Source organism: Lysobacter capsici (genome assembly GCF_014779555.2).
Lineage (GTDB): Bacteria > Pseudomonadota > Gammaproteobacteria > Xanthomonadales > Xanthomonadaceae > Lysobacter > Lysobacter capsici.
Window position 1 is genome coordinate 2522550 of the sequence record NZ_CP094357.1, and the last position, 21949, is coordinate 2544498.

The following is a 21949-nucleotide window of genomic DNA, read 5'->3' on the forward strand; positions in this document are numbered from 1 at the left end:
GAGAACGCCAATGTCGAAAACTCTGCCGATCGCCGCCGCCCTGTTGGCCCTGCCGCACCTGCTGGCGGTCGCGGCGTCGCGCAACGACGCGGCGGTTCATGCCGACGGCGCCTGCTCGGCCCAAGCGCAGCGCAGCGTGGTTCCGTTCGAGCGCTGCCGGTGCGTCGATCCCGTCGGCCGCGACGGTGCGCGCGGCGCCGGTCTGGCGATGCGCTACTACTCGCAGCGTTGAGCGCCTGAGCCGCGCGGGCTCAGCCCGCGGGCCAGGCCCGCAGCGCGGTGCGCAGCACGTCCCTTAACTCGGCTGCGTTCGCGCCGTCGCGGGCCTGGATCGACAGGCCCTGGACCACGGTGGCCAGAAATTTGGCCAATCGCTCGGCGTCGCAATCGGCGGCCACGTCGCCTTCGCGCTGGCCGCGTTCGATGCGGGCGCGAAATCCGCTTTCGATCGACCGACGATGCGCGGCGATTTCCTCGCGCAAGGGCGCCGATGCGCCGACGCCGCCGATCTCGGCCGCGACCAGCATGCAGCCGCTGCGCTGTCCGCAGCCGGCGAAGCCGTCGCCAATGGCGTCGAACAAGCGTTCGAACGCCGCGCGCGCGCTCAGCCCGGGCGCCTGCAGGCTGGCGGCGTGGCGCGCGCGGAACTGCTGCAGGTAGCGTTGCAGCGCTTCGCGGAACAACTGCTCCTTGCTACCGAAGGCCGCGTACAGGCTGGGCGGGGCGATGCCCATGGCCGCGGTCAGATCGCTCAGCGAGGTCGCCTCGAAGCCCTGGCGCCAGAACAAGTGCATCGCGGTTTCCAGGGCCTGCTCGCGATCGAACCCGCGCGGCCGTCCGCGCGGCCGGCGCGGCGGCGTTTCGCTGGCCGCATCGCCCCCGCCGGCTGGTGCCGAATCTGCAACATCTATTTCCATAGCGATCGATACTAAATTCATTGACCGGCCTGGGACAAGCGCTCAGACTCGGCCGCGGCCATCGCCGCCGGCTGCGTTCGCCACGCCGCCGCGGCCCGCACGGCCCTCGCCATCGTCTGTTTCCCCGCCACGCAAACAGGACCTCCCCATGAGCTTCTCGCTCTACGACATCTCGGTGCCGGCCTTCAGCCGCGGCCTCGACACGCTGTCCCATCTGCTCGACAAGGGCGCCGCCTACGCCGACGAGCAGGGCATCGACCACGCGCAACTGATCGGCGGGCGTCTGGCGCCCGACATGTACAGCTTGATCGGCCAGGTGCAGTCGGCCAGCGACGCGGCCAAGTTCGGCGCCGCGCGCCTGGCCGGCATCGCGCCGCCGAGTTTTCCCGACGATGAAACCACCCTGGACGAGTTGCGCGCGCGCATCGCCAAGACCCAGGAGTTCCTGCGCAGCGTCACCCCCGAGAGCATGGACGGCCAGGAAGAACGCGAAATCGTGATCCGCCCGGGCGGCCGCGAACTCAAGTTCGTCGCCCGCGACTACATCCGCGGCTTCGTCCTGCCGAATTTCTATTTCCACCTGAGCACGGCCTACGGGATCCTGCGCCACCAGGGCGTGCCGCTGGGCAAGCTCGACTACCTGCGCGGCGCGGCGTCGCCGGCCTGAGTCGCGCCGATCGCGGTCGGCGACGGCCGCGATCGGTGCAGCCGCAGCGGCCGTCGCGGCCGCCAGTCGAGCGGAATGGCGACCCGGGTTCGGGTTCGCGGCGTCTTCTGATTTAGCATGTCGCCCTTGGCGCGCCGGAACGGGTCCGGCGCCGCCCGGGCGATCTGCACAGAGGACGTGACGTGAAAAGACTGCTGATGCTGGTGCCGCTTCTGCTGGCCGGTCTGGCGTTCTGGTACTTCGAACTGGCGCGCCGCATCGACGAAGCCGCCGTGCGTGACTATTACAACGAACAGATGCAGGCCTACTACCGCTTCGACGGCGACTGGTTCTGCAGCAGCATGACCGACGACTACGAAGTGGTCGAAATCACCTACACCGGCAAGCAGCGCAAGGACGAGCGCTTGAACAAGGCCGAGTCGTGCAAGCGCACGCGCGAGACGGTCGCCGAACTGGTCGAAATCCGCGACGCCAAGATCGGCCTGCCGCTGCCGTCGTGGACGATCGAGGTGAAGAACATCGAAGTGGCCGACGACCGCCACAGCGCGACCGTGCAGGCCGAAGGCCGGATGACGGTCGGCGCGCGCGATCTGGGGGTGACCAAGTGGACCGAGCGCCTGATCCGCCGCAACGGCCGGGTCTTCAGCGAGCGCTCCAACTCGACCGCCTGGGTCGAAGAATGAGCCAGGACGTCGTGAGCGAGCAGGCGTCGATCGACGAGCGCTGGATGCGTCACGCGCTGGCGCTGGCCGATCGCGCCGAGCGCGAGGACGATGAAATCCCGGTCGGCGCGGTGCTGATCGCGGCCGACGGCACGGTGCTCGGCGAAGGCTGGAATCGCAACATCCGCAGCCACGATCCCAGCGCGCACGCCGAGATCGTCGCCTTGCGCGAGGCCGGCAGCCGGATCGGCAATCACCGCCTGATCGGCACGACCTTGTACGTAACGCTGGAGCCATGCGCCATGTGCGCGATGGCGATGGTGCATGCGCGGGTCGCGCGGGTGGTCTTTGGTGCGAGCGACCCCAAGACCGGCGCGGCCGGCAGCGTATTCGATCTGCTGACCGATCCACGCCATAACCACCGCGTCGTGGTGCTCGGCGGAGTGCTGGGCGACGAGGCCGGCACGCGGCTGACTACGTATTTCCGGCGCAAGCGCGGCAAGCCGGTCTGAGCGGGGCGGATTGCGGCGATCGGCAAAGCGGTCCGTCGCAACCGCCCGCGTTCGCTATCGACCCGATCAGCGCATCGCGTCCAGCGCCTTGTGCGCCTCGTCGATGAATTGCCGCGACTCCTGCGGAGAGTTCAGGAACGTCGCCAGGTGCCCCACGACCTGCCGGGGATCGGAGCGGGTTTCGAACGCCTCCTCGCACAGCATCGCGGCGATCGGCCCCAGATAATTCAGCGCCACCTGTTCGATCGTCTGACGCACGCGCTTGTCGACCCGGCCGGGCGCGACGGCCGCGGCCGCCACCGCCGTCGGCGCGGGTTTGGCCGCGACCGGCGCGACGGTTTCGACCCGTCCCGCCAGTTCCTGTTCGAAGCCGCCGAGCAGCCAGTTCAGCGAGGTCGGGCTCAAGGGGATCTTGTTGCCGTACGACGGAATGTCGTTGGGCTGGAAGCGCAACTTCGCGGTCGCGACCATCGACAGGCCCTGCACGGCCTCGTCGTTGCGCAGCATGCGGAAGGTCACGTCCTTCACCTGTCCGCCGTGCAGGCGGATGATGCCCGAGTGCAGTTCCTCGGTGACGAGGAAAACGAAGCCGGTCGCCCCTTGCTGCACCAGCACGTTGAATTCGCGCAGCACTTCGATCAGCGGTCGGAACTCATGGTTCATGACGTCGTCTACCTGGCATCGTGCGGTTGATCCGGAATCGTCGGTCCAGCGCCGCCCGGCTCGGCGGCGCTGAACTCGGCTTCGTTCAATTCGGCCTCACTGAATCAACGTTGCTTGGCGAGCTTCTCCATCGCCACGCGAACGCTGTAGGACAGACGCGAGATCGCGCGCGCGAGCTTGCCGATCTCGTCCTTCAGGTCGGCCTCGGCGATGGTGTGGTTCCATTTGCCGATGCTGAGTTCTTCGGCCACCGCGGTCAGGCGCTGGATCGGACGCAACACGCGGTTCTGGATCAGGCTCCATTGCAGGCCCAGCAGCAATGCGCACACCAGCAGGCCGATGCCGCCGATCCACAGCGACTGCTTCAGGATCAACCGATCGACGTCGCTCTTGGGGTAGGCCGTCACCAGGGTGAAGCCCCAATCCGGGACCTCCTGCTTGGTCACCACCCAGTCCTGCGGCAGATCGGTGACGATGCTTTCGACCTGGCCCTGGCCGAGGGCGGCGCCGGTCTTGGACTTGAAGCGCAGCTTGCCCTTGCCGTCGAACACCGCGATGAACCCCGATTCCAGCACGTGGCTGTCCTCGATCACCGTGGTGAGCGCCTGCAGGTCGGTCTTGTAGCCGACGTACCAGATGCCGATCGCGCGGGTGGTGTCGGCGCCGGCGAAGATCGGGTCGTAGCCGGTGACGTAAGGGTTGCCCAGGATGTCGACCACGCCGTAGAAGCTCTGGCCCTTGCGGATCTGCGCGATCGCCTGGCCCTGCGGATCGAGCACGGTGCCGACCGCGCGATTGCCGTCGTCCTTCTTGACGTTGGTGGCGATGCGCACGAAATCCTCGCCGCTGCGCGAGAAGATCGTCGCGGTGCCCTGGGCGATCGAGGTGACGGTGTCGACCAGCGCGAAGTTGTTGGCCTGCGGCGTGCCGCCGAGCACCAGGCCGTTGACCACGCGGTTGTCGACCTGGACTTGCGGGCCGACGCTCGGGCTGCCGATGCGCGCGGCTTCGTGGCGCAACAGGCGCATCGAGGATTTCACTCGGTCGAGCATGACCGAATGGGTGACCGCGAACAGACTTTGCAGCGCGGCGGTCTGGTCGTCGATCGACTGACCGGCGTCGGCGCGGACCCGGTTGGCCTGGAGCATGGCCAGCGCGATGGTGAGCGCGGCCACCACGATGAGAACCAGGGCCAGGACCGGCAGCAGCAGGCGTACCCGCAACGAGTGACGAAGCATCGCATTCTCCCCGAACGCAATTGATGATGAAGTTGGCCGATGCGTTGCGCATCGACCTGTTTCATCGCGACGCGAGCGTTGCCGGGAATCCGAATCGTGCTCAAACGACTGCGATTTTCGGCCGTAAGATAGCCGATAGATTCGCGTTGTCACAGCTGACGAAACAGCAAAAATCGCTTGATTTTTCGGCGATAAACGACCGATGTGCATGGCGCGGCCATTGCGCCAGCATCCGTTGCGTAACGATGCTGTGCGATGCGTGCCAGATGGAGTGCGCCGGCGTTTTTTATCGTGCGCGTGACGTTGTTGGCGCCGCGGTGCGCGGCGATCTTCGAAGCGAGACGCCGCAGGCGTTGCGTCTAGGGACGGGGCGTAAATTCAGTGGCTTGTTGTCGCCATCGCGGCGAGAAGGCCGCGATCGATCGCGCGGCGATCGCGATACGGTCTCGCTTCCTCCCGCTGCGCGCTTTCCCGTCGCGCGGGCGTCGCGTCGAGGTCGGTCGTTACGCCGGACCCGAAGGTTTGTTCTTGCGCGGGTTGTCGCGGTCGAATTCGCGCTTCACTTCGGCGTCGAGCATGCTCACGCTCATGCGCGCCTCGCGGCCCAGGTTGATCGACGCCGCCAGCACCAGCAGCACGCCGCACATCGCAAGGGCGGTGGGCACGCCGGTGATCCGGTAGTCGGTGAACTGGTCGATGCCGATCGACAGGCTGGTGGCGACGAACGCGGTCATCGCGCCGTACAGCAACTGCAGGCAGGTGAGGATCAGCCGCACCCGGCGGCGGTGCAGGATGATCCGCGCTTCCAGGTAGTCGCGCGCACGTTCGTCGACCGTGTCCTCCAGCGTCGCCAGTTGCTGGCGCATGCGGTCGACCACGCGCGCGAGCCGGTTGTTGGACGAGACCAGCAGCGAGGCGGTCGCGGTCAGGAAGAAGGCCGGCGTGATCATCGCCGAGACCACGGTGTAGTGGGTGCTCAGTTGCAGGGGATCGGCCATGGCGGGGTCCATGTGGCAAACGTTCGGCGCGTTCGGATCGGCATGATGACGCAACTGCGCGGTGGGCGAACGCGGATGGCGAGGGCGATGAGCGAGGATCGCCGGATCAGGGCTGCGGCGGCCGCGCGGCCCAGCGCTTCATCGCGCTGGCGTGGCCGTGATCCATTTCCTCGTTGACCGCCTCGACCGCGAGCGAGGATTCGCGCGCGAGCAGCAGGCTGGCGGCGAACATCGACAGCACGCCGAACGCGGCGAGCACGGTGGGCACCACGCCGAGGCGATAGCCGAGCACCGCGTCGCCGGCGACGGTCAGGCTGGTGCCGACGAAGAAGCTGATCGCGGTGTACAGCAGCTGGCTGCCGCGCAGGATGATCCGGCTGCGCTTCTTCTGGCGCAGGATGTGGCGCTCGATCAGGTCGCGTTCCTCGGCGTCGTCGCTGTCGGCCAGTTCCTTGAGCAGCACCCGGGCGCGGTCGATCACTCGCGCCAGGCGGTTGTTGGCCGACAGCAGCAGCGAGGCGGTCGCGGTCAGGAAGAACGCGGGGGCCAGCATCGCGGTCAGGATCGCGTAGTGGGCGAGGGTGGCGTTCTGGCTCATCGCGGCGGGGTCGTCGGGCGGGGGCGTGGGCTATGATGCCGCGACCTGGGCACGACGGCGAGGCTATGACCGAGAAAAATGGACCCGAGCACCGGCTGATCTGGATCGATCTGGAGATGACCGGGCTGGACACCGACCGCGATTCCATCCTGGAAATCGCCACCGTGGTCACCGATGCGCAGCTCAATGTTCTGGCCCAGGGGCCGGAGCTGGCGATCGCCCATCCGCTCGAACGCCTGCAGGCGATGGACGAGTGGAACCGCAACCAGCACGGCAAGTCCGGCCTGTGGAAGCGGGTGCTCGAAGCCGGCGTGCCGATGCTCGAGGCCGAGACCCGGACCGTGGATTTCCTGGCCCAGTGGGTGTCGCCGAACACCTCGCCGATCTGCGGCAATTCGATCTGCCAGGACCGCCGTTTCCTGCATCGCTGCATGCCGCGACTGGAGCGCTACTTCCACTACCGCAATCTCGACGTCAGCACGATCAAGGAACTCGCGCGCCGCTGGGCGCCGGACGTGCTGGCCGGGCTGAGCAAGGACAGCAAGCACACCGCGCTGAGCGATGTGATGGATTCGATCGCCGAGCTCAGGCATTACCGCGCTGCGATGGGCAAGCTGGGCGGGTTGGGCTAGAGCAAACACGTGAAGACGCTTGAGTTCAAAAAAGGGAACTCTCGCGTCGTCATATTGATTGGACGCTACGCGGTCAAGTTGCCCCGGCGAAAGCCAACGGGAGATCTTTCTGTCCTGAATCAGATCCGTTTGGGACTGCGCTGCAACAAAGCCGAACGTAAAGCATGGAAGGAGCAAAAATTTCCGCAGCTGTGTCCCATTATTTGGTCGGACCCGTTCGGATGGGTCGTTGTCATGGAACGTGCGACGCCTATGTCAAACGCCGAGTTCGATGCTTGGTACGATTCTTCTGATTGGCTCCACGTCGCGTTTGCGGATAGTCCTTTTGAGACCACCGGAAAGGATGCAGGAACCCTTCGAGATGGCCGCAAAGTGATGATCGATTACGGGATGCTTGGTTATTAGACGTGAAGGTCTAGCAGGCCTTCAGGTTTTCGGCTTAGTGACAGGAGTTGGCACATCGCCATCGTCGGCGATCGACTTGGTCAGCAACTCCGCGATCGGCCTTCCATCCGCATCGTGGTGATACACGTGCAGATCGCGCTGCGGATACGGGATGTTGAGGCCCTTGCCGATCAGCTCGTTGCGGATGCCTTCGGTGAGGTCGCTCTTGGTCCGCATCAGGTTCGCGGTCTTGACCCAGGCGCGCAGCTCCAGGTTGACGCTGCTTTCGGCCAACGCGGTGACCAGCACTTCCGGCGCCGGGTCGGGCAGCACGTTCGCGTGCGCATTGGCCAGGGCCAGCAGGGTTTCCTTGGCGGTCTTGAGATCGTCGTCGTAGCCCACGCCGACGGTGAGGTCGATCCGGCGCTTCGGATTGGCGGTGAAATTGACGATGACCGCGGTGGTGATCAGGCTGTTGGGCAGCACGATCACCCGGTTGTCGATGGTGCGCAGGCGGGTCTGGAACACCCGGATCTGCTCGACCGTGCCTTCCACGCCCGCGGCCTGCACGTAGTCGCCGGCGCGGAACGGACGCAGCACGATCAGCATCACGCCCGAGGCGATGTTGGACAGCGAGTCCTTCAGCGCCAGGCCGATCGCCAGGCCCGCGGCGCCGAGCACCGCGAGCACCGAGGTCATCGGCACCCCGACCTGCTGCAGCGCGGCGACCGCGACGATCACCACCATCGCCGCATAGGCGATGTTGCGCAGGAAACCGCGCAGGGTGACTTCCATGTTGGCGCGGGTCATAACCCGCTCCAACGCGCGCGACAGCCACTTGGCCACCCACAGGCCGATCAGCAGGATCGCCAGCGCGCCGAGCAGGGTCAGGCCCTTGGTCTGCGCCCAGGCGGTCAGCTTGTCGATGTCGAAGCCGGCCTCAAGTCCCAGCAGGGACTTGGGCACGACGGCCTGCGCGATCTCCTGTTTTGCCGTGTCGCCCGCCATGCCGCGCTCAGGCCTGCTTGGCCTTGGCCTTGGCCTTCGCCAGGCGCAGCCAGGTGTCGACCACCGTGTCGGGATTCAGCGACACCGACTCGATGCCCTGATCCATCAGCCACTCGGCCAGATCGGGGTGATCGCTCGGGCCCTGGCCGCAGATGCCGACGTACTTGCCCTTGGCGCGCGCGGCCGAGATCGCCATCGCCAGCAGCTTCTTCACTGCTGGATCGCGTTCGTCGAACAGGTGGGCGACGATCGCCGAGTCGCGGTCCAGGCCCAGGCTGAGCTGGGTCAGGTCGTTGGAGCCGATCGAGAAGCCGTCGAAGATGTCGAGGAATTCGTCGGCCAGCAACGCGTTCGACGGCACTTCGCACATCATGATGATCTTCAGGCCGTTCTGGCCCTGCTTGAGGCCGTTCTTCTCCAGCACCTCGACCACGCGGCGGCCCTCGTCGAGGGTGCGCACGAACGGGATCATGACCCAGCAATTGGTCAGGCCCATCTGCTCGCGCACCTTCAGCACCGCCTGGCATTCCAGCGCGAACGCGTCGGTGAAGCTCGGATCGACGTAACGGCTGGCGCCGCGGAAGCCGATCATCGGGTTCTCTTCATGCGGCTCGTAGCGCGAGCCGCCGATCAGGTTGGCGTATTCGTTGGACTTGAAGTCCGACAGGCGCACGATCACCGGATGCGGCGCGAACGCGGCGGTGATGGTGGCGATGCCCTCGGCCAGGCGATCGACGTAGAACTGCACCGGATCGACGTCGTAACCGGCGATCTTCTCGTCGATCTTCTTCTTGGTCGCCGCGTCCTGCGAGGCGTATTCCAGCAACGCCTTGGGATGGATGCCGATGTGGCTGGCGATGATCATCTCCAGACGCGCCAGGCCCACGCCGGCGTGCGGCAGCATCGCGAAGTCGAACGCGCGCTCGGGGTTGGCGACGTTCATCATCACCTTGAGCGGCGCCGGCGGCATTTTTTCCAGGTCGGCGACGTGGCGCTCGAACGGCAGTTCGCCGTTGTAGATGAAACCGGTATCGCCTTCGGCGCAGCTGACGGTGATGACTTCGCCGTCCTTGATCGTGTCCAGCGCATTGCCGGTGCCGACGACCGCGGGCACGCCGAGTTCGCGCGCGATGATCGCCGCGTGGCAGGTGCGGCCGCCGCGGTTGGTGACGATCGCGGCCGAACGCTTCATCACCGGCTCCCAATCGGGATCGGTCATGTCGGCGACCAGCACGTCGCCGGGCTGGACCCGGCTCATGTCGTCGAGGCTGCGCACGATGCGCGCCACGCCCGAACCGATCCGCTGGCCGATCGCGCGGCCTTCGCAGATCACTTCGCCGCGCTTTTCCAGCTGATAACGCTCGATCTGGGTCGCCTTGCCGCGCGACTTCACCGTTTCCGGGCGCGCCTGCACGATGAACAGCTTGCCGCTGACGCCGTCCTTCGCCCACTCGATGTCCATCGGACGGCCGTAGTGCTTTTCGATCACCAAGGCCTGCTTCGCCAGCTCGTGGACGTCGGCGTCGTTGATCGAGAACTTGGAACGCAGCTCCGCCGGCGTGTCTTCGGTGCGCACGCGTTCGCCGGGCGTATCCGAATAGACCATGCGCAACTGCTTGGCGCCGACGCTGCGGCGCAGGATCGCCGGCTTGCCTTGCGCCAGGGTGGGCTTGTAGACGTAGAACTCGTCCGGGTTGACCGCGCCTTGCACGACCATTTCGCCCAGGCCGTAGCTGGAGGTGATGAACACCACGTCGCGGAAGCCCGATTCGGTGTCCAGGGTGAACAGCACGCCGGAGGAGCCGACGTTGGAGCGCACCATCAGCTGCACGCCGGCCGACAGGAACACGTCTTCGTGCTTGAAGCCGTGGTGGACGCGGTAGGCGATGGCGCGGTCGTTGTAGAGGCTGGCGAAGACTTCCTTGACCTTGCGCACCACGTCGTCTTCGCCGGTGACGTTCAGGAAGGTTTCCTGCTGGCCGGCGAACGACGCGTCGGGCAGGTCTTCGGCGGTGGCCGAGGAGCGCACCGCCACGGCCACGTCGCCGCCGCCGTTCTCGGTGCACAGCTGGCGATAGGCGGTGCGGATGTCCTGGTCCAGGTCGGGCTGCAGCGGGGCCTCGATCACCCAGCCGCGGATCTCGCCGCCGGCCTGGGTCAGCGCCGGGACGTCTTCCACGTCCAGCGTGGCCAGCTTGTCGAAGATGCGCTGGTGCAGGTTGTTATGGGCGATGAAGGCCTTGAACGCCTCGGACGTGGTGGCGTAGCCGCCCGGGACCGAGACGCCGAGGTTGGCGAGGTTGCCGATCATCTCGCCGAGCGAGGAGTTCTTGCCGCCTACGCGGGCCAGATCGTTGAGGCGCAGCGCGTGCAGCCAGAGGATGTTCTCGTTCAAGGCACACTATCTCCGAGGGGGGCGAGGACGCGTCCGGCGCGGCCAAGCGGATATGATCGCCCGGGTGTCGGGTGCATACAAGCTTGATCCGGCGAGGTTTTTCGTATTGGTGCAGCTTTCTGACGAGGTTATCGATGGCAGGGACCCGACCGGTTTTCTACGTTTCCGACGGCACCGGCATCACCGCCGAGACGATCGGCCACAGCTTGCTCACCCAGTTCACCGAAACCCGTTTCGTGACCGATCGCATATCGTTCGTCGACAGCGTCGAGCGGGCGCAGGAGGTCGCGGCCAAGATCCGCGAGGCCGCCGTGTCCTACGGTGTACGCCCGGTGGTGATCAATTCGTGCATGGACGGCGACGTCGGCGCGGCCCTGGCCGAGAGCGGGGCGCTGATGCTGGACGTATTCGCGCCGTTCATCGAGCCGCTGGAGCGCGAATTTCAGGAACTGCGCCAGCGCCGGATCGGCCAGGCCCACGGCATCGCCGATTTCGACACGTATCACCGCCGCATCAACGCGATGAACTTCGCCCTGACCCACGACGACGGTCAGAGCGTGGACTACAACGAGGCCGACCTGATCCTGGTCGCGGTGTCGCGCGCCGGCAAGACCCCGACCTGCGTCTACCTGGCCCTGCATTACGGGGTCCGCGCGGCCAACTACCCGCTGACCGAGGAAGACCTCGAGCACGACCGCCTGCCGCCGCGGCTGCGGCCGTACCGCAACAAGCTGTTCGGCCTGACCATCGACCCGGTCCGGCTGCAGCAGATCCGCCAGGAACGCCGCCCCAACTCGCGCTACGCCCAGTTCGACACCTGCAAGCGCGAGGTCGCCGCGGCCGAAATGATGTTCCGCGCCGAACGCATCTCGACCCTGAGCACCACCCACACCTCGATCGAGGAGATCGCCAGCAAGGTGCTGACTACGTTGGGGATTCATCGGGAGATGTTTTGATTTCGGGATTCGGGATTCGGGAATCGGGAATCGGGAATCGGGAATCGGGAAGGGCCGAGGCCGCAGTAACGAAAAACCCGCTTTTCAGCGGGTTTTTTCACGTTTGCGGCGTAGGCTGGCTTGCGACTGTAGGAGCGGCGCGAGCCGCGACCGCGAATCAACACACACCGCGCAAGCGTCGGCTCAGATCGGCACGTTCATCTAACGGTGGGGCGGGGCGCCGCGAATACTGAACGGCGGCTGGCGAAGCAGCGCCCGGAGCGGCTGCTCGGAACATCGCGAAAGAGCCTATAAATTAGGCCTTTTTCGTGATTTCGTCAATCCTGCCGCGATCCGCCGCAGGCGTGTAGGATCGCCTGCATGACTCATACCGCATCGCGTTTCGCACGTCTGCCCAAGCTCAGCCGTTTCGGCTGGCTGATGGGCTTGTACGCGGAGAATCACGGACGTTTTTCGCGCCTGTTCGCGCCGGCCCAACTCTCGCCCGGCACCTACCTGTCCGACATCGGCGACGGCCTGGACCTGCGCCTGGACGTGATCGAGCAACATCGCTACACCACCGAACTGCGCCTGACCTACGCCGTGCTCGATCCGCTCACCGGCGAGCCCGATCCTTCGGCGTACCTGCGCCTGTACCACGACACCGAGCAGGTCGAAGCCACCCATTGCTATGTCGGCCGCCGCTGGCAGGACGTGATCGGCCTGTACCCGCCGCCGGCCGAAGTGATCGGCCACCGCATGCGCATGAATACTTTTTTAGGAAAGTGGCTCGAGTATCTAGCCGAACGTGGTCATGGCATGGCAACATTGCGCCCGGTCGAACAAGGCCCCTCGCAACCGGACCCGGAAGGGTCGAATCCTTCGGGAAGCGGTGACGGGGGAGCGGGAAAAAATCTAGCGATGAATGCTTGACGACATCGCTGAACGCCCGCTAAGATGTTCGTCTTTCCAGCACGTGGGGCCATAGCTCAGCTGGGAGAGCGCTACAATGGCATTGTAGAGGTCGCCGGTTCGATCCCGGCTGGCTCCACCACTCTTCGGAATTGAAAGGGTTTTCGAAAGAGTTAGCTGCAAGAACAAATCGGTTTTGTCCCCATCGTCTAGAGGCCTAGGACATTACCCTTTCACGGTAGCGACCGGGGTTCGAATCCCCGTGGGGACGCCAAACAGAATCAGGGCTCGGGAAACCGGGCCCTGATTTTTTTGCGCTTCTGGTTTGTGCGTCGGCATTTGCGCGTCTGAAATCACTCCGCGCTTCACGAAACGGTTTGGATGCATATCGTTCGTCGGAACGCGATGCTTCATCGCTCATCGCTCGATAGCGATCCGATGCATCGGCTGCATCAGCGCAGCCACGACAAGAATCGAACCGATGCGAACTAATGCGATGCGTTCGCGACGGCGCGCGGTACAGCGCCAGATCCATTTCGCCCGATTCGGCAAACGCGCGTATTCGCCGCGTTGTCGCCTGCGATCGTTGCGACGCAGCGTGTCCGGATCGAACCCGCTTGCTAGCATCGTTTGCGCAGATACCACCACCGCGCGCGAGCAAGGATCGAAACACGATGAATTCAATCGAATGGATGTTTCGCGCCGCGTGCTTGATGGTGGCGATATGGCTCTGTGCAGGCACTGCGTACGCCGCCGAGCCCGAGCCGCACAAGCTCTACGAAACCTTCACCATCGAATCCAAGACGCTCGGCGAGACCCGCCGGATCAACGTCTATGCGCCGCCGGGCTTCGATGCCAAGGCCAAGCGCAAGTACGCGGTGCTGTACATGCTCGACGGTGGCGTGAAGGAGGATTTCCCGCACCTGAGCAACACGGTCGATGAGGCGATCGCCGCCGGACAGATCGAGCCGGTGTTCGTGGTCGGGATCGAGAACACCCGGCGCGGGCGCGACATGACCGGGCCGACGCAGGTCGCCCAGGATCGCAAGATCGTGCCGGAGGTGGGCGGGGCGGCGCAGTTCCGCGCGTTTATCCGCGACGAACTGATCCCGCAGTTCGAACGCAGGTTTCGCGTCAACGGCCGGCGCGGCGTGATCGCCGAATCGCTGGCGGGGTTGTTCGTGGTCGAGACTTTTCTGCTTGAGCCGGATCTGTTCGACACCTGGGTGGCGATCAGCCCCAGCCTGTGGTGGAACGATCGCGCGCTGCTGCATACGGCCGCGGCGCGGCTGGACGCGATGCCCAGCAAGCGCAAGTCGGCGCTGCTGCTGTATTCGGCCAACGAGGACAATATCGCGCCGGAAACCCAACAACTGGCGGATATGCTGAAGGCGCATGCGCCCAAGGGTTTGCGCTGGGATTACCGGCCCCGGCCGGACCTGCGCCACGGCACCATTTATCGCAGCGTCGAGGCCGAGGCGGTGCGTTGGGCGCTGCCGGTGCGCAAGTGAGCGGGCGCGCGGCGCCGCGCTGTCAGCGGTGAACAGCGGCCGAAACGATCGGTTCGATAAGGCGAGCCTTGGCCGCTCGCCCGCATGCGTGCAAGCGCGCCGGCCCACGGGCCGTGCGCGCCTGCGCGATCACTCGCCGGACTTCTGCGTCAGCATGCCGTTGTTGACCACGTCGATCACGCTGCTGAAGTTGCCGGTGAACCACGGCTTGCCCTTGCCTTCGCCGTAGAGGTCCATCGTGCCCTGCACGGTGCGGGTGCCGGCCGTGTCGAAGGAGTGCTGGAACTTGTCGAGCTGGGCGAGGAAGACCTCGGTGGTGAGCGAAGCCGGCGGGCCCTGGTCGGCCAGTAGCTCCTGCAATCCGACGCCGGGTGCGGGCACCACGCATTCGTAGCGGACTTCGGCGATGCGCTGGCCTTCGGCGACGTCGTTAGCGCGTTCGCTGCTCGACAGGCTGCGGCACTTGGCCGAGCCGGTGGCCTGGTTCTGGCGCTTCATCGCCGCGATCAGGCCGGCCTTGGCCTGCTTGGGATCGACCTTGGGCAGCGCCTGCATCAGGCCGGTGGCGATTTCCTCGAGTTGCTTGTCCAGGTTGGCCGGCGCATCGGTCACCGCCTGCACGTCGAGCGCGTCCTCGCCGTTGTAGGCGGGCTTGAGGTACTCGTTGAGGGTCTTGGTGGCGGCGACGTCCTGATTCAGCGCGACGCGGATGTACAGCTCGACCACCTGTTCGGGCGTCAGCGCGGTCGCGGCGGGGGCGGCGAAGGCGGGCGCGGCGCTCAGGCCGATCGCGGCCGAGCACAGCGCGGCCGCGAGGGCGGTGGGGCGGGTCCAGTGTCGAAGCATGGTGCGTTCCTTGGCAGAAGACAGAGTGGGTGGCGTAGGCGCGGCATGGGCCGCCGCCGTGGTCGGGTATTTCGCCCGGTCACCGTGGGCGATGGACGAGGGCAGGTGTTTCAATGCGCGCGAAATCCAATGACGACGCATGAGGCGATCCTTTGCAGAGCGTGGCTGTTGCGGGAAACCATTCGCGGTGCAGTCGATTAGTCCGAGGCGGCGGTTCACGCCGGGCCCACGGTGGCGATAGCACGCGTTCCGGGCATCGCGCCCGCTCCAAGCATCGCCGGAATCCGTTCGAGCACGCCGCCTGCGTAGTCGCGCTGGAACGGCAGATCGCTGCGATGCGCGTAGCCGATGTAACAGTCGCAGCGCGCGTTCGGACAGGCGCGCGCGCGCAGGTGCGCGGCGAAGCTGCCGTCGTAAAGATTGCCCAGCGGCGCGGCGACGAAATGGCAGCGGCGCACGTCGCCGTCGCCGTTGACCGAGATCACGCTCTCGCCGGTGAGGCAAGGCGCGCCGAGGCTCGGGGAGGGCTCGAGGTTGTAGCGGAAATGCGGGTCGATCGCCTGCAGCCGTTCGATCTGGGCGTCGTCGTAATAATCCGCCGGCCGTTGGTCGTAAGCGTTGAGCCACAGCGGCGTGGTGGCGGGCAGTTGCGCGCGCAGGGCCTCGATTTCGTCGAGGTGTTCGTGCATCGCGACCATGCCCACGCTGTGACGCACGCCGCGCCGGTCGAGTTCGCGGCAGCGCGCGACGAACGCGTCGCGGCTGACCTGGCTGGGGTGATAGGTGCACCACAGCGCGAGCTTGTCGCGATCGACCTCGTCGAGCCAGCGCATGCCCACGCACAGATTGGTCTGGATCGCGACCCGGCGCAGATGCGGCAGGTGGCTCAGGCGCGCGATCGCGTCGCGGTAGTGACGGCGCACTAGGCCTTCGCCCCAGGGCGTGAACAGGATCGACAGCGGCATGCTCTGCGCCGCGGTCCAATCGACGAAACGCGCCAGGTCGGCGGCGTCGCGGCGCAAGGCCGCGCGGCTGTCGTAGGTTTTCGCGAACGGGCAATAGCCGCAGTCGTAATTGCAACTGCTCAGCCGGCCGCGATAGAGCACGGACAGATGCATGCTCAGCCCAGCCGGTAGTCGCGCATGCGTTGCGCGATCGCGGCCGAGGTCAGCCACGGGCCGAGGGTGTCGGCGCGCGCGAGGCCTTCGTCGTTGAGCGCCAGCAGCGCGCCGTCGTCGTCGGCCAGGCCGAGTTCGATCAGGTCGCGCAGCTGCGGCAAGTCGTCGAGGCAGTCGGCGCCGAAGCGTTCGCGGTAGCCGGCGTGCTCCAGCCCGGGCCGGATCAGCAGCGACTGGATCACGTAGCGGCGGCGCTGTTCGTCGGCGTCGAGTTCGATGCCGTAATCGGCGCAGGCGAACGAGGCTTCGTCGCGGGCGAGATAGTGATCGAGGATCTCGGCGACGCTGCGCCGGGCCACGCCGTATTCGCTGGAGTAGTGCACCCGGCCGGTGTACGAGCGCGCGCCGCAGCCGATGCCGACCATGCCGTCGCTCTGGCAGCAGTACACCGGCGCGGCCAGGTCGGGCGCGTGCGGCGCGCGGAACATGCGCATCGACACCTGGGTGTAGCCGGCCTGCAGCAGGCGGTCGCGTCCGGCCTGGTACAACGCGAGGCGTTCGTCGAGCGGTTCGGGTTGCAGCACGAAGCCGGTTTTTCCACCGTTCTTGGCCTCGATCCGGCCCAGCCCGGTCAGCGGCCGCACGTACAGCGGATACAGGTACAACTCTTCGGGCGCATGGCTCAGCGCGCTGTCGATCGAAGCCAGGAAACTGGCGACGGTCTGCCCGGCGATGCCGTAGATCAGGTCGAGATTGAGCGTGGGGAAGCCGGCTTCGCGGATAGCGCCGATCGCGCTTTCGACCACCTCGCGTTGCTGCGGCCGCACCAGCGCGCGCACCTCGGCTTCGCTGAAACTCTGGATGCCCATGCTGACCCGGTCGATTCCGGCGTCGCGGCATACGCGCAGTTTTTCGGCATCGACGGTTTCCGGCGACACCTCGATCCCGGCCGGGGTGGCGCGCAGGTCGATGTTGGCGTGGCGTTCGACCATCGCGAACACTTGGCGCAGTTGCTCGGCGTCCAGATACGTCGGGGTGCCGCCGCCCAGGGCGAAGCGCACGAAGCGGTGTTCGCCCAATGCCGCGGCGGTCGCGCGCAATTGATGTTCCATCTGCTGCAGATAGCGTTCGACCTTGGCCGGGTCGGGTCGCGCCAGCGCGAACAGATTGCAGAAGCCGCAGCGGTACGAACAAAACGGCACGTGCAGGTACAGGAACAAGGCGTCGCGGCGTTCGCCGGCCCACAGCTGCGACAGCGGCCGCGGCGGTTCGATCGGCCGGTAGGCGGTCTTGTGCGGGTAGGAATACGAATACGCCTGATACGGCGGCAGGCGCAGCAGGTCGGCCAGTCGCGGCGTGGGATCGCTCGCGTGACTGGCTACGGCGCTCGCGGAGACAGCGGTGTTCATCGGGGCGGCGCTCACGGTGAAATCAGGAAGTGCGCGTACGGCACGGTCATCACGACATCATGCGCCAGGCGGTGGCCGTGGTAGCCGTCCTCGCCGTAGGCGGTGCCGTGGTCGGAGCAGACGATCGCGAAGGCGCGGCCGCGTCCGCGCAAGGCGGCGAACAGCGGCGCGAGCGCGGCGTCGACGTAACGCAATGCGGCGCAATGGCTGTCAAGGCTGTCGTGGTCGGCGCCGGCCAGGTAATGCCGATTGGGCTGGTGCAGGGCCGAGACGTTGATGAAAACGAAACTTCGCCGCTCGCGCAGTTCGGCGCTGCGCAGCCGTTCGCAGGCGAGCGCGACCTGGCGTTGGGTCGAGTCCGCCGCGGTGACGCCGAACTCCGGCTGCCAATGGCTTTCGTCGAACAGATTCGGGAATTGCGAACCCAGCGGGTTGCGCTTGTTGAAGAAGCCGACCCCGCCGATGCAGATGGTGTGATAACCCGCGTCGCGCAGGCCCGAGACGATGTCGGCGCGATCGCGGAACACATAGGTGCCCGGCGCGGTGGTTTCGCTGCCTTCGAAGTCGAGCGCGAACAACCGCGGATGCGGACCCGGTCGCGCCGGCGTGGGCAGGAAACCGGCGAAGAACGCGGCGTGCGCGGCATAGGTGAAGCTGCCCGGCGTATGCCGGCGTTCCCAGCCGCTGGCCGGAAGATACGCGCTCAGCACCGGCAACTCGCCGCGTTCGAAGCAACGCTGGGCGGCATCGAAACGCAGGGTGTCGAGGGTGATCAGCAACAGGTCGTGATCGCCGACGATGCCGCGCATGTCTGGATGATCGTGCTCAGACATGGGCGAACTCCAGCGCGGGTTGCGGACTGGGCCGCGTCTGCAACTGGGCTTGATCCTGGTAAGGCGTGCGGCCTTGCCAGTGCAGGTTGAGCAGCAGATCGCCGAAGGCGTTGGCTTCCAGCACCCAACTGCGGCCGTCGCGCACGATCAGGTCGAAGCCGATCATGCGGCTGCGCGCGAACGCCTGCGCGGCGTGTTCGGTCGCGGTTTCCAGGGTGTGCATGGCCTCGTGGTCGAGCCATTGCTCGGGCGCGAAGCGGCGGTTGCCCAGGTGCAGATTGGTCAAGGGGCTGCGGCTGGCGCGTGCGATGCGCTGGCGCGCTTGGCCGTCGAGCGCGATCACGCGCAGGTCGTAATGACCGCCGGCCGCGTCGGGTGCGCGCGGTTTGGCGATCCAGCGTTCGAGGTAGGCGCCTTGCGCGGCCACCGCGTCGATCAACGCGGCGATCTGCCTGCTGTCGTTGCAGCGGCGCGGACGCAGCGAATTGAATACGCGCAGGCGACCGGCCTGTTCGACCGGTTCGGCCGAGCCGTACAGCGCCTCGCGGCCTTGTCGATTGCGCCGGTAGGCCAGCACGCCCGCGCCCGAGGAGCCGTAACGCGCCTTGATGAAGACCTGGCTGCAGGCGTGTTCGCGCAGACGTTCGCGCAAGTCGTCGTAGCCGTCGATCGCGCCGAACAGCGGTGGGATCGCGACGGAATGAGCCTGAAAGCGCTGCTGGCAGGCGAGTTTGTCGCTCATGCCGGCGATGTCGTCGGGCGGATTGAGGTAGTGCGCATCGGCCGGCAGCCGTTGCAGCAGTTCGGAAAAACCGGCATACCAATAGTGCTGATGGGCCAGCTCGCCGTGTTCGAGTTCATGCGGCCTCGGCCCGGGTTCGCCGAGCCGACGCCAGCCGCGCTCGATCAGCGCGGCGTGCAGGGCCGGGGCTTCGCCCGGCGATTCGATCTTGACCAGCGCTTGCGGTGCGCGCGCGATCGCCTCGAGCGCGCGCGCCGGTTCGTCGAGCAAGCTCGCGTAGTCGACGACCTGCGCGTCGGCCAGGCCACGCGCGCGCAACGCCTGCTGCAGGCCGTCGATCCGGCGGCTGCCGCGCGGACCGATCAGCAGCCAGGGCGTGGCGGGCATGAACTACTCGGAAACCGCCACGTAGCGGTCGCCGTCGTCGTCGGGTTCTTCGGGGTCGTCGAGCACCACCGCGCAGGGCAGGGCCAGCAGCTGCTGCTGCCATGCCGGCGAGATGTAGTGATGGCTCAGATCGATGCGCTCGATCGTGCCCAGGTTCGGGCTTTCGGCCAGCGCCTGCGCGCCGATGTCGCCGATGGTGCCCAGCGACAGGTCGAGCGTGCGCAGGCTTCCCAGCCAGGGTTGTTGGGCCAGCCACACCGCCAGTTCGTCGCTGATTTCCGAGTCGCGCAGACCCAGGTAACGCAGGCGCTCGGGGCCGATCTGCGCGAGCAGACGCTGGTAGGTCTCAAGGCCGCCGTCGAAACCGTAGTTGTCGCTGCCCAGCCACAGTTCCAGATGATTCAGCGCCGGCAGGGTCGAGGCCGCGATGGCCTCGACGATCGTCTTGGGCAGGCCGCCGCATTCGATCGCCAATTCTTCCAGCGCGTCGTGCTGGAACGCCTGCAGCTCCAGGTCGCTCGAGCCGCGGATGCGCAGCGACTGCAGTTGCGGGAACGCGGCCAGCAGCGGGTTGTACGAGGTCTGGATGATCCAGGAGATCTCGCAGTCCTCATAGGTCATGTCGCCGACGAACAGCGCCTTGAGCGCGGGCAGTTTGTCGCGGTATTCGATCAGCGCGTCGAGATAGCCCTGCGGGCTTTGCTCCTGCGCTTCGCTCCACGCGCCGATGATCAGCGCTTCCAGGGTGGACGGATCGACCTGGGCCAGGAAACTGTCGAGCAAGTCGCGCTGGCTTTCGGCGCTGTCGTAATCCTGGGTGAGGCGATACACCACATCGCCGCCGGCGGGCTTGTCGCCCATGCTGAAGTTGACGACGCGTTTGCCGCGGAAGATCTGCGAGTATTCGCCGATGGTCACGTAGGGCTCCTTGCCTGAACTGCCGAAGAAGGCGCCAGCATAACCAAGGTCGGGTGTCGGGCGTAAGCGCGGGCCGATGCGGCCGCGGGATTTTTCTCCGGCAGGCGCAAAGCGCAAAGTTTTTCGTAGGTGGGGCTTGAGCCCCGACGCCGCTCTCTCAGATCGCCGCGGGCTAAGCAGCATCTGATTGAACAGCGTCGGGGCTCAAACCCCAACAGCACAAACCCGGACGGCTACGCGGCAGCCGGTCAGACCAACCCGGTCGCGTAGAACACGCCGATCACCACGAACACCGCCGCGGTCTTGATCAGGGTGATCGCGAACACGTCCTTGTAGGCCTGGCGATGGCTCAGCCCGGTCACCGCCAGCAAGGTGATCACCGCGCCGTTGTGCGGCAGGGTGTCCATGCCGCCCGACGCCATCGCGGCGACGCGGTGCAGCACTTCCATCGGGATGCCGGCGGCGTTGGCGTTGGCGATGAAGGTGTCGGCCATCGCCGCCAGGGCGATGCTCATGCCGCCGGAGGCCGAACCGGTGATGCCGGCCAGCGCGGTCACCGTGACCGCTTCGTTGACCAGCGGGTTGGGAATCGCGCCGAGCGCGTTGGCGACCACCAGGAACCCCGGCAGCGCCGCGATCACCGCGCCGAAACCGTACTCGCTGGCAGTGTTCATCGCCGCCAGCAGCGCGCCGCCGATCGCCGCCTTGCTGCCTTCGGCGAAGCGGGTCATGACCGGTTTCCAGGCGAACACGATCACCGCGGCGATACCGATCAGCAAGGCGCCCTCGACCGCCCAGATCGCGGCTATCTTGGACACGTCCTGCACCACCGGCGCGGCGTCGCCGATCACCGCCGGATCGAAGCTGTGCTGTTTGCCGTAGGCCTGCGGCAGCCACACGCTGAAGCATTTGTTGGCCACGCCGACCAGCACCAGCGGCAGGATCGCCAGCAAGGGATGGGCGAGCTTGCCGCCTTCGAACGGCGCCGGTTCGTTGAGCAGATTCTCGCCGTAGCCTTCGCCGGCCTTGAGCGCCGCGCGCCGCCGCCAGTTCAAGTACGACAGGCCGACGATCAGGATGAACACGCCGCCGATCACGCCCAGCCACGGCGCGGCCCAGGTGTCGGTGCCGAAGAACGAGGTCGGGATGATGTTCTGGATCTGCGGCGTGCCCGGCAGCGCGTCCATGGTGAAGGTGAATGCGCCCAGGGCGATGGTGCCGGGGATCAGGCGCTTGGGGATGTCGCTCTGGCGGAACAGCTCGGCGGCGAACGGATACACCGCGAACACCACCACGAACAGCGACACCCCGCCGTAGGTCAGCAGCGCGCAGACCGCGACGATCGACAGCATCGCGCGTTCGCGGCCGAGCAGGCGGATGGTCGCGGCCACGATCGACTTGGAGAAGCCGGACAGTTCGATCAGCTTGCCGAAGATCGCGCCGAGCAGGAACACCGGGAAATACAGCTTGAGGAAGCCGACCATCTTGTCCATGAACAGGCCGGTGAACATCGGCGCGACCAGGGTCGGGTCGGTCAGCAGCACCGCGCCGAGCGCGGCCACCGGGGCGAACAGGATCACGCTGTGGCCGCGGTAGGCGACGTACATCAGGAAGCACAGAGCGGCCAGCACGATCAAAAACGCCATCGATTCGATTCCCCAGCG

At 66.3% G+C, this 21949-nt stretch carries 23 protein-coding genes and 2 tRNA genes; 11 read left to right on the plus strand and 14 right to left on the minus strand.

From position 1 onward, the window contains the following. Window positions 1–10: 10 nt before the first annotated feature. Entirely contained in the window at window positions 11–232 is a 222-nt protein-coding gene (locus tag IEQ11_RS10655; RefSeq protein WP_191821011.1) for a hypothetical protein, read from the plus strand. Between the two features lie 19 nt (window positions 233–251). Here the strand turns inward: IEQ11_RS10655 and IEQ11_RS10660 are convergent, their stop codons facing one another. Then, complete coding sequence (locus IEQ11_RS10660) at window positions 252–794, minus strand: TetR/AcrR family transcriptional regulator (RefSeq protein ID WP_036103097.1); 543 nt, start codon at window positions 792–794, stop codon at window positions 252–254. A gap of 271 nt (window positions 795–1065) precedes the next feature. On the opposite strand from IEQ11_RS10660, the gene IEQ11_RS10665 reads away from it, so the two are divergent. From IEQ11_RS10665 to tadA, 3 genes are all read left to right on the plus strand, one after another. Beyond that, window positions 1066–1584, plus strand: a complete 519-nt coding sequence (locus IEQ11_RS10665; RefSeq protein ID WP_036103095.1) for a DUF1993 domain-containing protein — start codon at window positions 1066–1068, stop codon at window positions 1582–1584. Window positions 1585–1766: 182 nt separating this feature from the next. After that, window positions 1767–2267 carry a hypothetical protein gene (locus IEQ11_RS10670; protein WP_153018898.1) on the plus strand — a complete coding sequence of 167 codons (501 nt, stop codon included), beginning with the start codon at window positions 1767–1769 and terminating at the stop codon, window positions 2265–2267. Further along, complete coding sequence (tadA, locus tag IEQ11_RS10675; protein WP_036103091.1) at window positions 2264–2758, plus strand: tRNA adenosine(34) deaminase TadA; 495 nt, start codon at window positions 2264–2266, stop codon at window positions 2756–2758. Before IEQ11_RS10670 ends, tadA begins: the two co-directional genes overlap by 4 nt. A 66-nt stretch (window positions 2759–2824) precedes the next feature. On the opposite strand, the gene IEQ11_RS10680 is transcribed toward tadA, so the two are convergent. The 4 genes from IEQ11_RS10680 to IEQ11_RS10695 form a co-directional block, all read right to left on the minus strand. Then, window positions 2825–3421, minus strand: a complete 597-nt coding sequence (locus IEQ11_RS10680; protein ID WP_191821012.1) for a DUF8082 domain-containing protein — start codon at window positions 3419–3421, stop codon at window positions 2825–2827. Window positions 3422–3525: 104 nt separating this feature from the next. Next, the gene (locus IEQ11_RS10685) at window positions 3526–4659 is read right to left on the minus strand and encodes a Cache 3/Cache 2 fusion domain-containing protein (RefSeq protein ID WP_191821013.1); all 1134 of its coding nucleotides are present in this window, start codon (window positions 4657–4659) and stop codon (window positions 3526–3528) included. 503 nt (window positions 4660–5162) lie between these two features. Next, window positions 5163–5657: a DUF2721 domain-containing protein gene (locus IEQ11_RS10690; protein ID WP_191821014.1), complete on the minus strand. Its 495-nt coding sequence runs from the start codon at window positions 5655–5657 to the stop codon at window positions 5163–5165. Window positions 5658–5763: 106 nt separating this feature from the next. Continuing rightward, on the minus strand, window positions 5764–6255 hold the full coding sequence (locus tag IEQ11_RS10695) for a DUF2721 domain-containing protein (RefSeq protein ID WP_096414345.1): 492 nt from the start codon (window positions 6253–6255) through the stop codon (window positions 5764–5766). A 65-nt stretch (window positions 6256–6320) separates the two neighbouring features. Here IEQ11_RS10695 and orn point away from each other — a divergent pair, with 65 nt between their 5' ends. Further along, window positions 6321–6887: an oligoribonuclease gene (gene orn, locus IEQ11_RS10700; protein ID WP_096414346.1), complete on the plus strand. Its 567-nt coding sequence runs from the start codon at window positions 6321–6323 to the stop codon at window positions 6885–6887. Between the two features lie 9 nt (window positions 6888–6896). Next, entirely contained in the window at window positions 6897–7292 is a 396-nt protein-coding gene (locus tag IEQ11_RS10705; RefSeq protein WP_157753931.1) for a hypothetical protein, read from the plus strand. 21 nt (window positions 7293–7313) lie between these two features. On the opposite strand, the gene IEQ11_RS10710 is transcribed toward IEQ11_RS10705, so the two are convergent. Both IEQ11_RS10710 and ppsA read right to left on the minus strand, forming a co-directional pair. Next, window positions 7314–8279, minus strand: coding sequence for a mechanosensitive ion channel family protein (locus tag IEQ11_RS10710; RefSeq protein WP_096414347.1), 966 nt, complete (start codon window positions 8277–8279; stop codon window positions 7314–7316). 7 nt (window positions 8280–8286) lie between these two features. After that, window positions 8287–10674, minus strand: a complete 2388-nt coding sequence (gene ppsA, locus IEQ11_RS10715; protein ID WP_191821015.1) for a phosphoenolpyruvate synthase — start codon at window positions 10672–10674, stop codon at window positions 8287–8289. Between the two features lie 134 nt (window positions 10675–10808). Between ppsA and ppsR the strand changes: the two genes are divergently transcribed. From ppsR to IEQ11_RS10740, 5 genes are all read left to right on the plus strand, one after another. Then, entirely contained in the window at window positions 10809–11630 is an 822-nt protein-coding gene (ppsR, locus tag IEQ11_RS10720) for a posphoenolpyruvate synthetase regulatory kinase/phosphorylase PpsR (protein WP_046656459.1), read from the plus strand. Between the two features lie 360 nt (window positions 11631–11990). Next, the gene (locus IEQ11_RS10725; protein WP_046656460.1) at window positions 11991–12542 is read left to right on the plus strand and encodes a DUF1249 domain-containing protein; all 552 of its coding nucleotides are present in this window, start codon (window positions 11991–11993) and stop codon (window positions 12540–12542) included. Between the two features lie 45 nt (window positions 12543–12587). Beyond that, window positions 12588–12663 (plus strand) — tRNA-Ala (locus IEQ11_RS10730). A 56-nt stretch (window positions 12664–12719) separates the two neighbouring features. After that, a tRNA-Glu gene (locus IEQ11_RS10735) sits at window positions 12720–12795 on the plus strand. A gap of 217 nt (window positions 12796–13012) precedes the next feature. Continuing rightward, complete coding sequence (locus IEQ11_RS10740; protein ID WP_247024793.1) at window positions 13013–14032, plus strand: alpha/beta hydrolase; 1020 nt, start codon at window positions 13013–13015, stop codon at window positions 14030–14032. Window positions 14033–14161: 129 nt separating this feature from the next. Here IEQ11_RS10740 and IEQ11_RS10745 read toward each other — a convergent pair whose 3' ends face one another. From IEQ11_RS10745 to IEQ11_RS10775, 7 genes are all read right to left on the minus strand, one after another. Next, complete coding sequence (locus IEQ11_RS10745) at window positions 14162–14878, minus strand: hypothetical protein (protein ID WP_191821016.1); 717 nt, start codon at window positions 14876–14878, stop codon at window positions 14162–14164. A 215-nt stretch (window positions 14879–15093) separates the two neighbouring features. Next, entirely contained in the window at window positions 15094–15996 is a 903-nt protein-coding gene (locus tag IEQ11_RS10750) for an STM4011 family radical SAM protein (RefSeq protein ID WP_191821017.1), read from the minus strand. A gap of 2 nt (window positions 15997–15998) precedes the next feature. Next, entirely contained in the window at window positions 15999–17405 is a 1407-nt protein-coding gene (locus tag IEQ11_RS10755; RefSeq protein ID WP_191821018.1) for an STM4012 family radical SAM protein, read from the minus strand. Between the two features lie 11 nt (window positions 17406–17416). Beyond that, window positions 17417–18238 (minus strand): STM4013/SEN3800 family hydrolase, encoded by an 822-nt coding sequence (locus IEQ11_RS10760; RefSeq protein ID WP_228464454.1) that lies wholly within the window; start codon window positions 18236–18238, stop codon window positions 17417–17419. After that, the gene (locus IEQ11_RS10765) at window positions 18231–19346 is read right to left on the minus strand and encodes an STM4014 family protein (protein WP_191821069.1); all 1116 of its coding nucleotides are present in this window, start codon (window positions 19344–19346) and stop codon (window positions 18231–18233) included. The genes IEQ11_RS10760 and IEQ11_RS10765 overlap by 8 nt, the downstream gene beginning before the upstream one ends. A 24-nt stretch (window positions 19347–19370) precedes the next feature. After that, window positions 19371–20285 carry an STM4015 family protein gene (locus tag IEQ11_RS10770; protein WP_191821019.1) on the minus strand — a complete coding sequence of 305 codons (915 nt, stop codon included), beginning with the start codon at window positions 20283–20285 and terminating at the stop codon, window positions 19371–19373. A 248-nt stretch (window positions 20286–20533) separates the two neighbouring features. Next, on the minus strand, window positions 20534–21931 hold the full coding sequence (locus tag IEQ11_RS10775; RefSeq protein WP_036103070.1) for a GntP family permease: 1398 nt from the start codon (window positions 21929–21931) through the stop codon (window positions 20534–20536). Between the last annotated feature and the right edge of the window lie 18 nt (window positions 21932–21949).

Excerpts from the sequence above, each read along its gene's own strand:
- IEQ11_RS10655 (WP_191821011.1), top strand. The coding sequence starts at position 11 with ATGTCGAAAACTCTGCCGATCGCCGCCGCCCTGTTGGCCCTGCCGCAC.
- IEQ11_RS10660 (WP_036103097.1), bottom strand. The coding sequence starts at position 794 with ATGCACTTGTTCTGGCGCCAGGGCTTCGAGGCGACCTCGCTGAGCGAT.
- IEQ11_RS10665 (WP_036103095.1), top strand. The coding sequence starts at position 1,066 with ATGAGCTTCTCGCTCTACGACATCTCGGTGCCGGCCTTCAGCCGCGGC.
- tadA (WP_036103091.1), top strand. The coding sequence starts at position 2,264 with ATGAGCCAGGACGTCGTGAGCGAGCAGGCGTCGATCGACGAGCGCTGG.
- IEQ11_RS10680 (WP_191821012.1), bottom strand. The coding sequence starts at position 3,421 with ATGAACCATGAGTTCCGACCGCTGATCGAAGTGCTGCGCGAATTCAAC.
- IEQ11_RS10685 (WP_191821013.1), bottom strand. The coding sequence starts at position 4,659 with ATGCTTCGTCACTCGTTGCGGGTACGCCTGCTGCTGCCGGTCCTGGCC.
- IEQ11_RS10690 (WP_191821014.1), bottom strand. The coding sequence starts at position 5,657 with ATGGCCGATCCCCTGCAACTGAGCACCCACTACACCGTGGTCTCGGCG.
- IEQ11_RS10695 (WP_096414345.1), bottom strand. The coding sequence starts at position 6,255 with ATGAGCCAGAACGCCACCCTCGCCCACTACGCGATCCTGACCGCGATG.
- orn (WP_096414346.1), top strand. The coding sequence starts at position 6,321 with ATGACCGAGAAAAATGGACCCGAGCACCGGCTGATCTGGATCGATCTG.
- IEQ11_RS10710 (WP_096414347.1), bottom strand. The coding sequence starts at position 8,279 with ATGGCGGGCGACACGGCAAAACAGGAGATCGCGCAGGCCGTCGTGCCC.
- ppsR (WP_046656459.1), top strand. The coding sequence starts at position 10,809 with ATGGCAGGGACCCGACCGGTTTTCTACGTTTCCGACGGCACCGGCATC.
- IEQ11_RS10725 (WP_046656460.1), top strand. The coding sequence starts at position 11,991 with ATGACTCATACCGCATCGCGTTTCGCACGTCTGCCCAAGCTCAGCCGT.
- IEQ11_RS10740 (WP_247024793.1), top strand. The coding sequence starts at position 13,013 with ATGCGATGCGTTCGCGACGGCGCGCGGTACAGCGCCAGATCCATTTCG.
- IEQ11_RS10745 (WP_191821016.1), bottom strand. The coding sequence starts at position 14,878 with ATGCTTCGACACTGGACCCGCCCCACCGCCCTCGCGGCCGCGCTGTGC.
- IEQ11_RS10750 (WP_191821017.1), bottom strand. The coding sequence starts at position 15,996 with ATGCATCTGTCCGTGCTCTATCGCGGCCGGCTGAGCAGTTGCAATTAC.
- IEQ11_RS10755 (WP_191821018.1), bottom strand. The coding sequence starts at position 17,405 with ATGAACACCGCTGTCTCCGCGAGCGCCGTAGCCAGTCACGCGAGCGAT.
- IEQ11_RS10760 (WP_228464454.1), bottom strand. The coding sequence starts at position 18,238 with ATGTCTGAGCACGATCATCCAGACATGCGCGGCATCGTCGGCGATCAC.
- IEQ11_RS10775 (WP_036103070.1), bottom strand. The coding sequence starts at position 21,931 with ATGGCGTTTTTGATCGTGCTGGCCGCTCTGTGCTTCCTGATGTACGTC.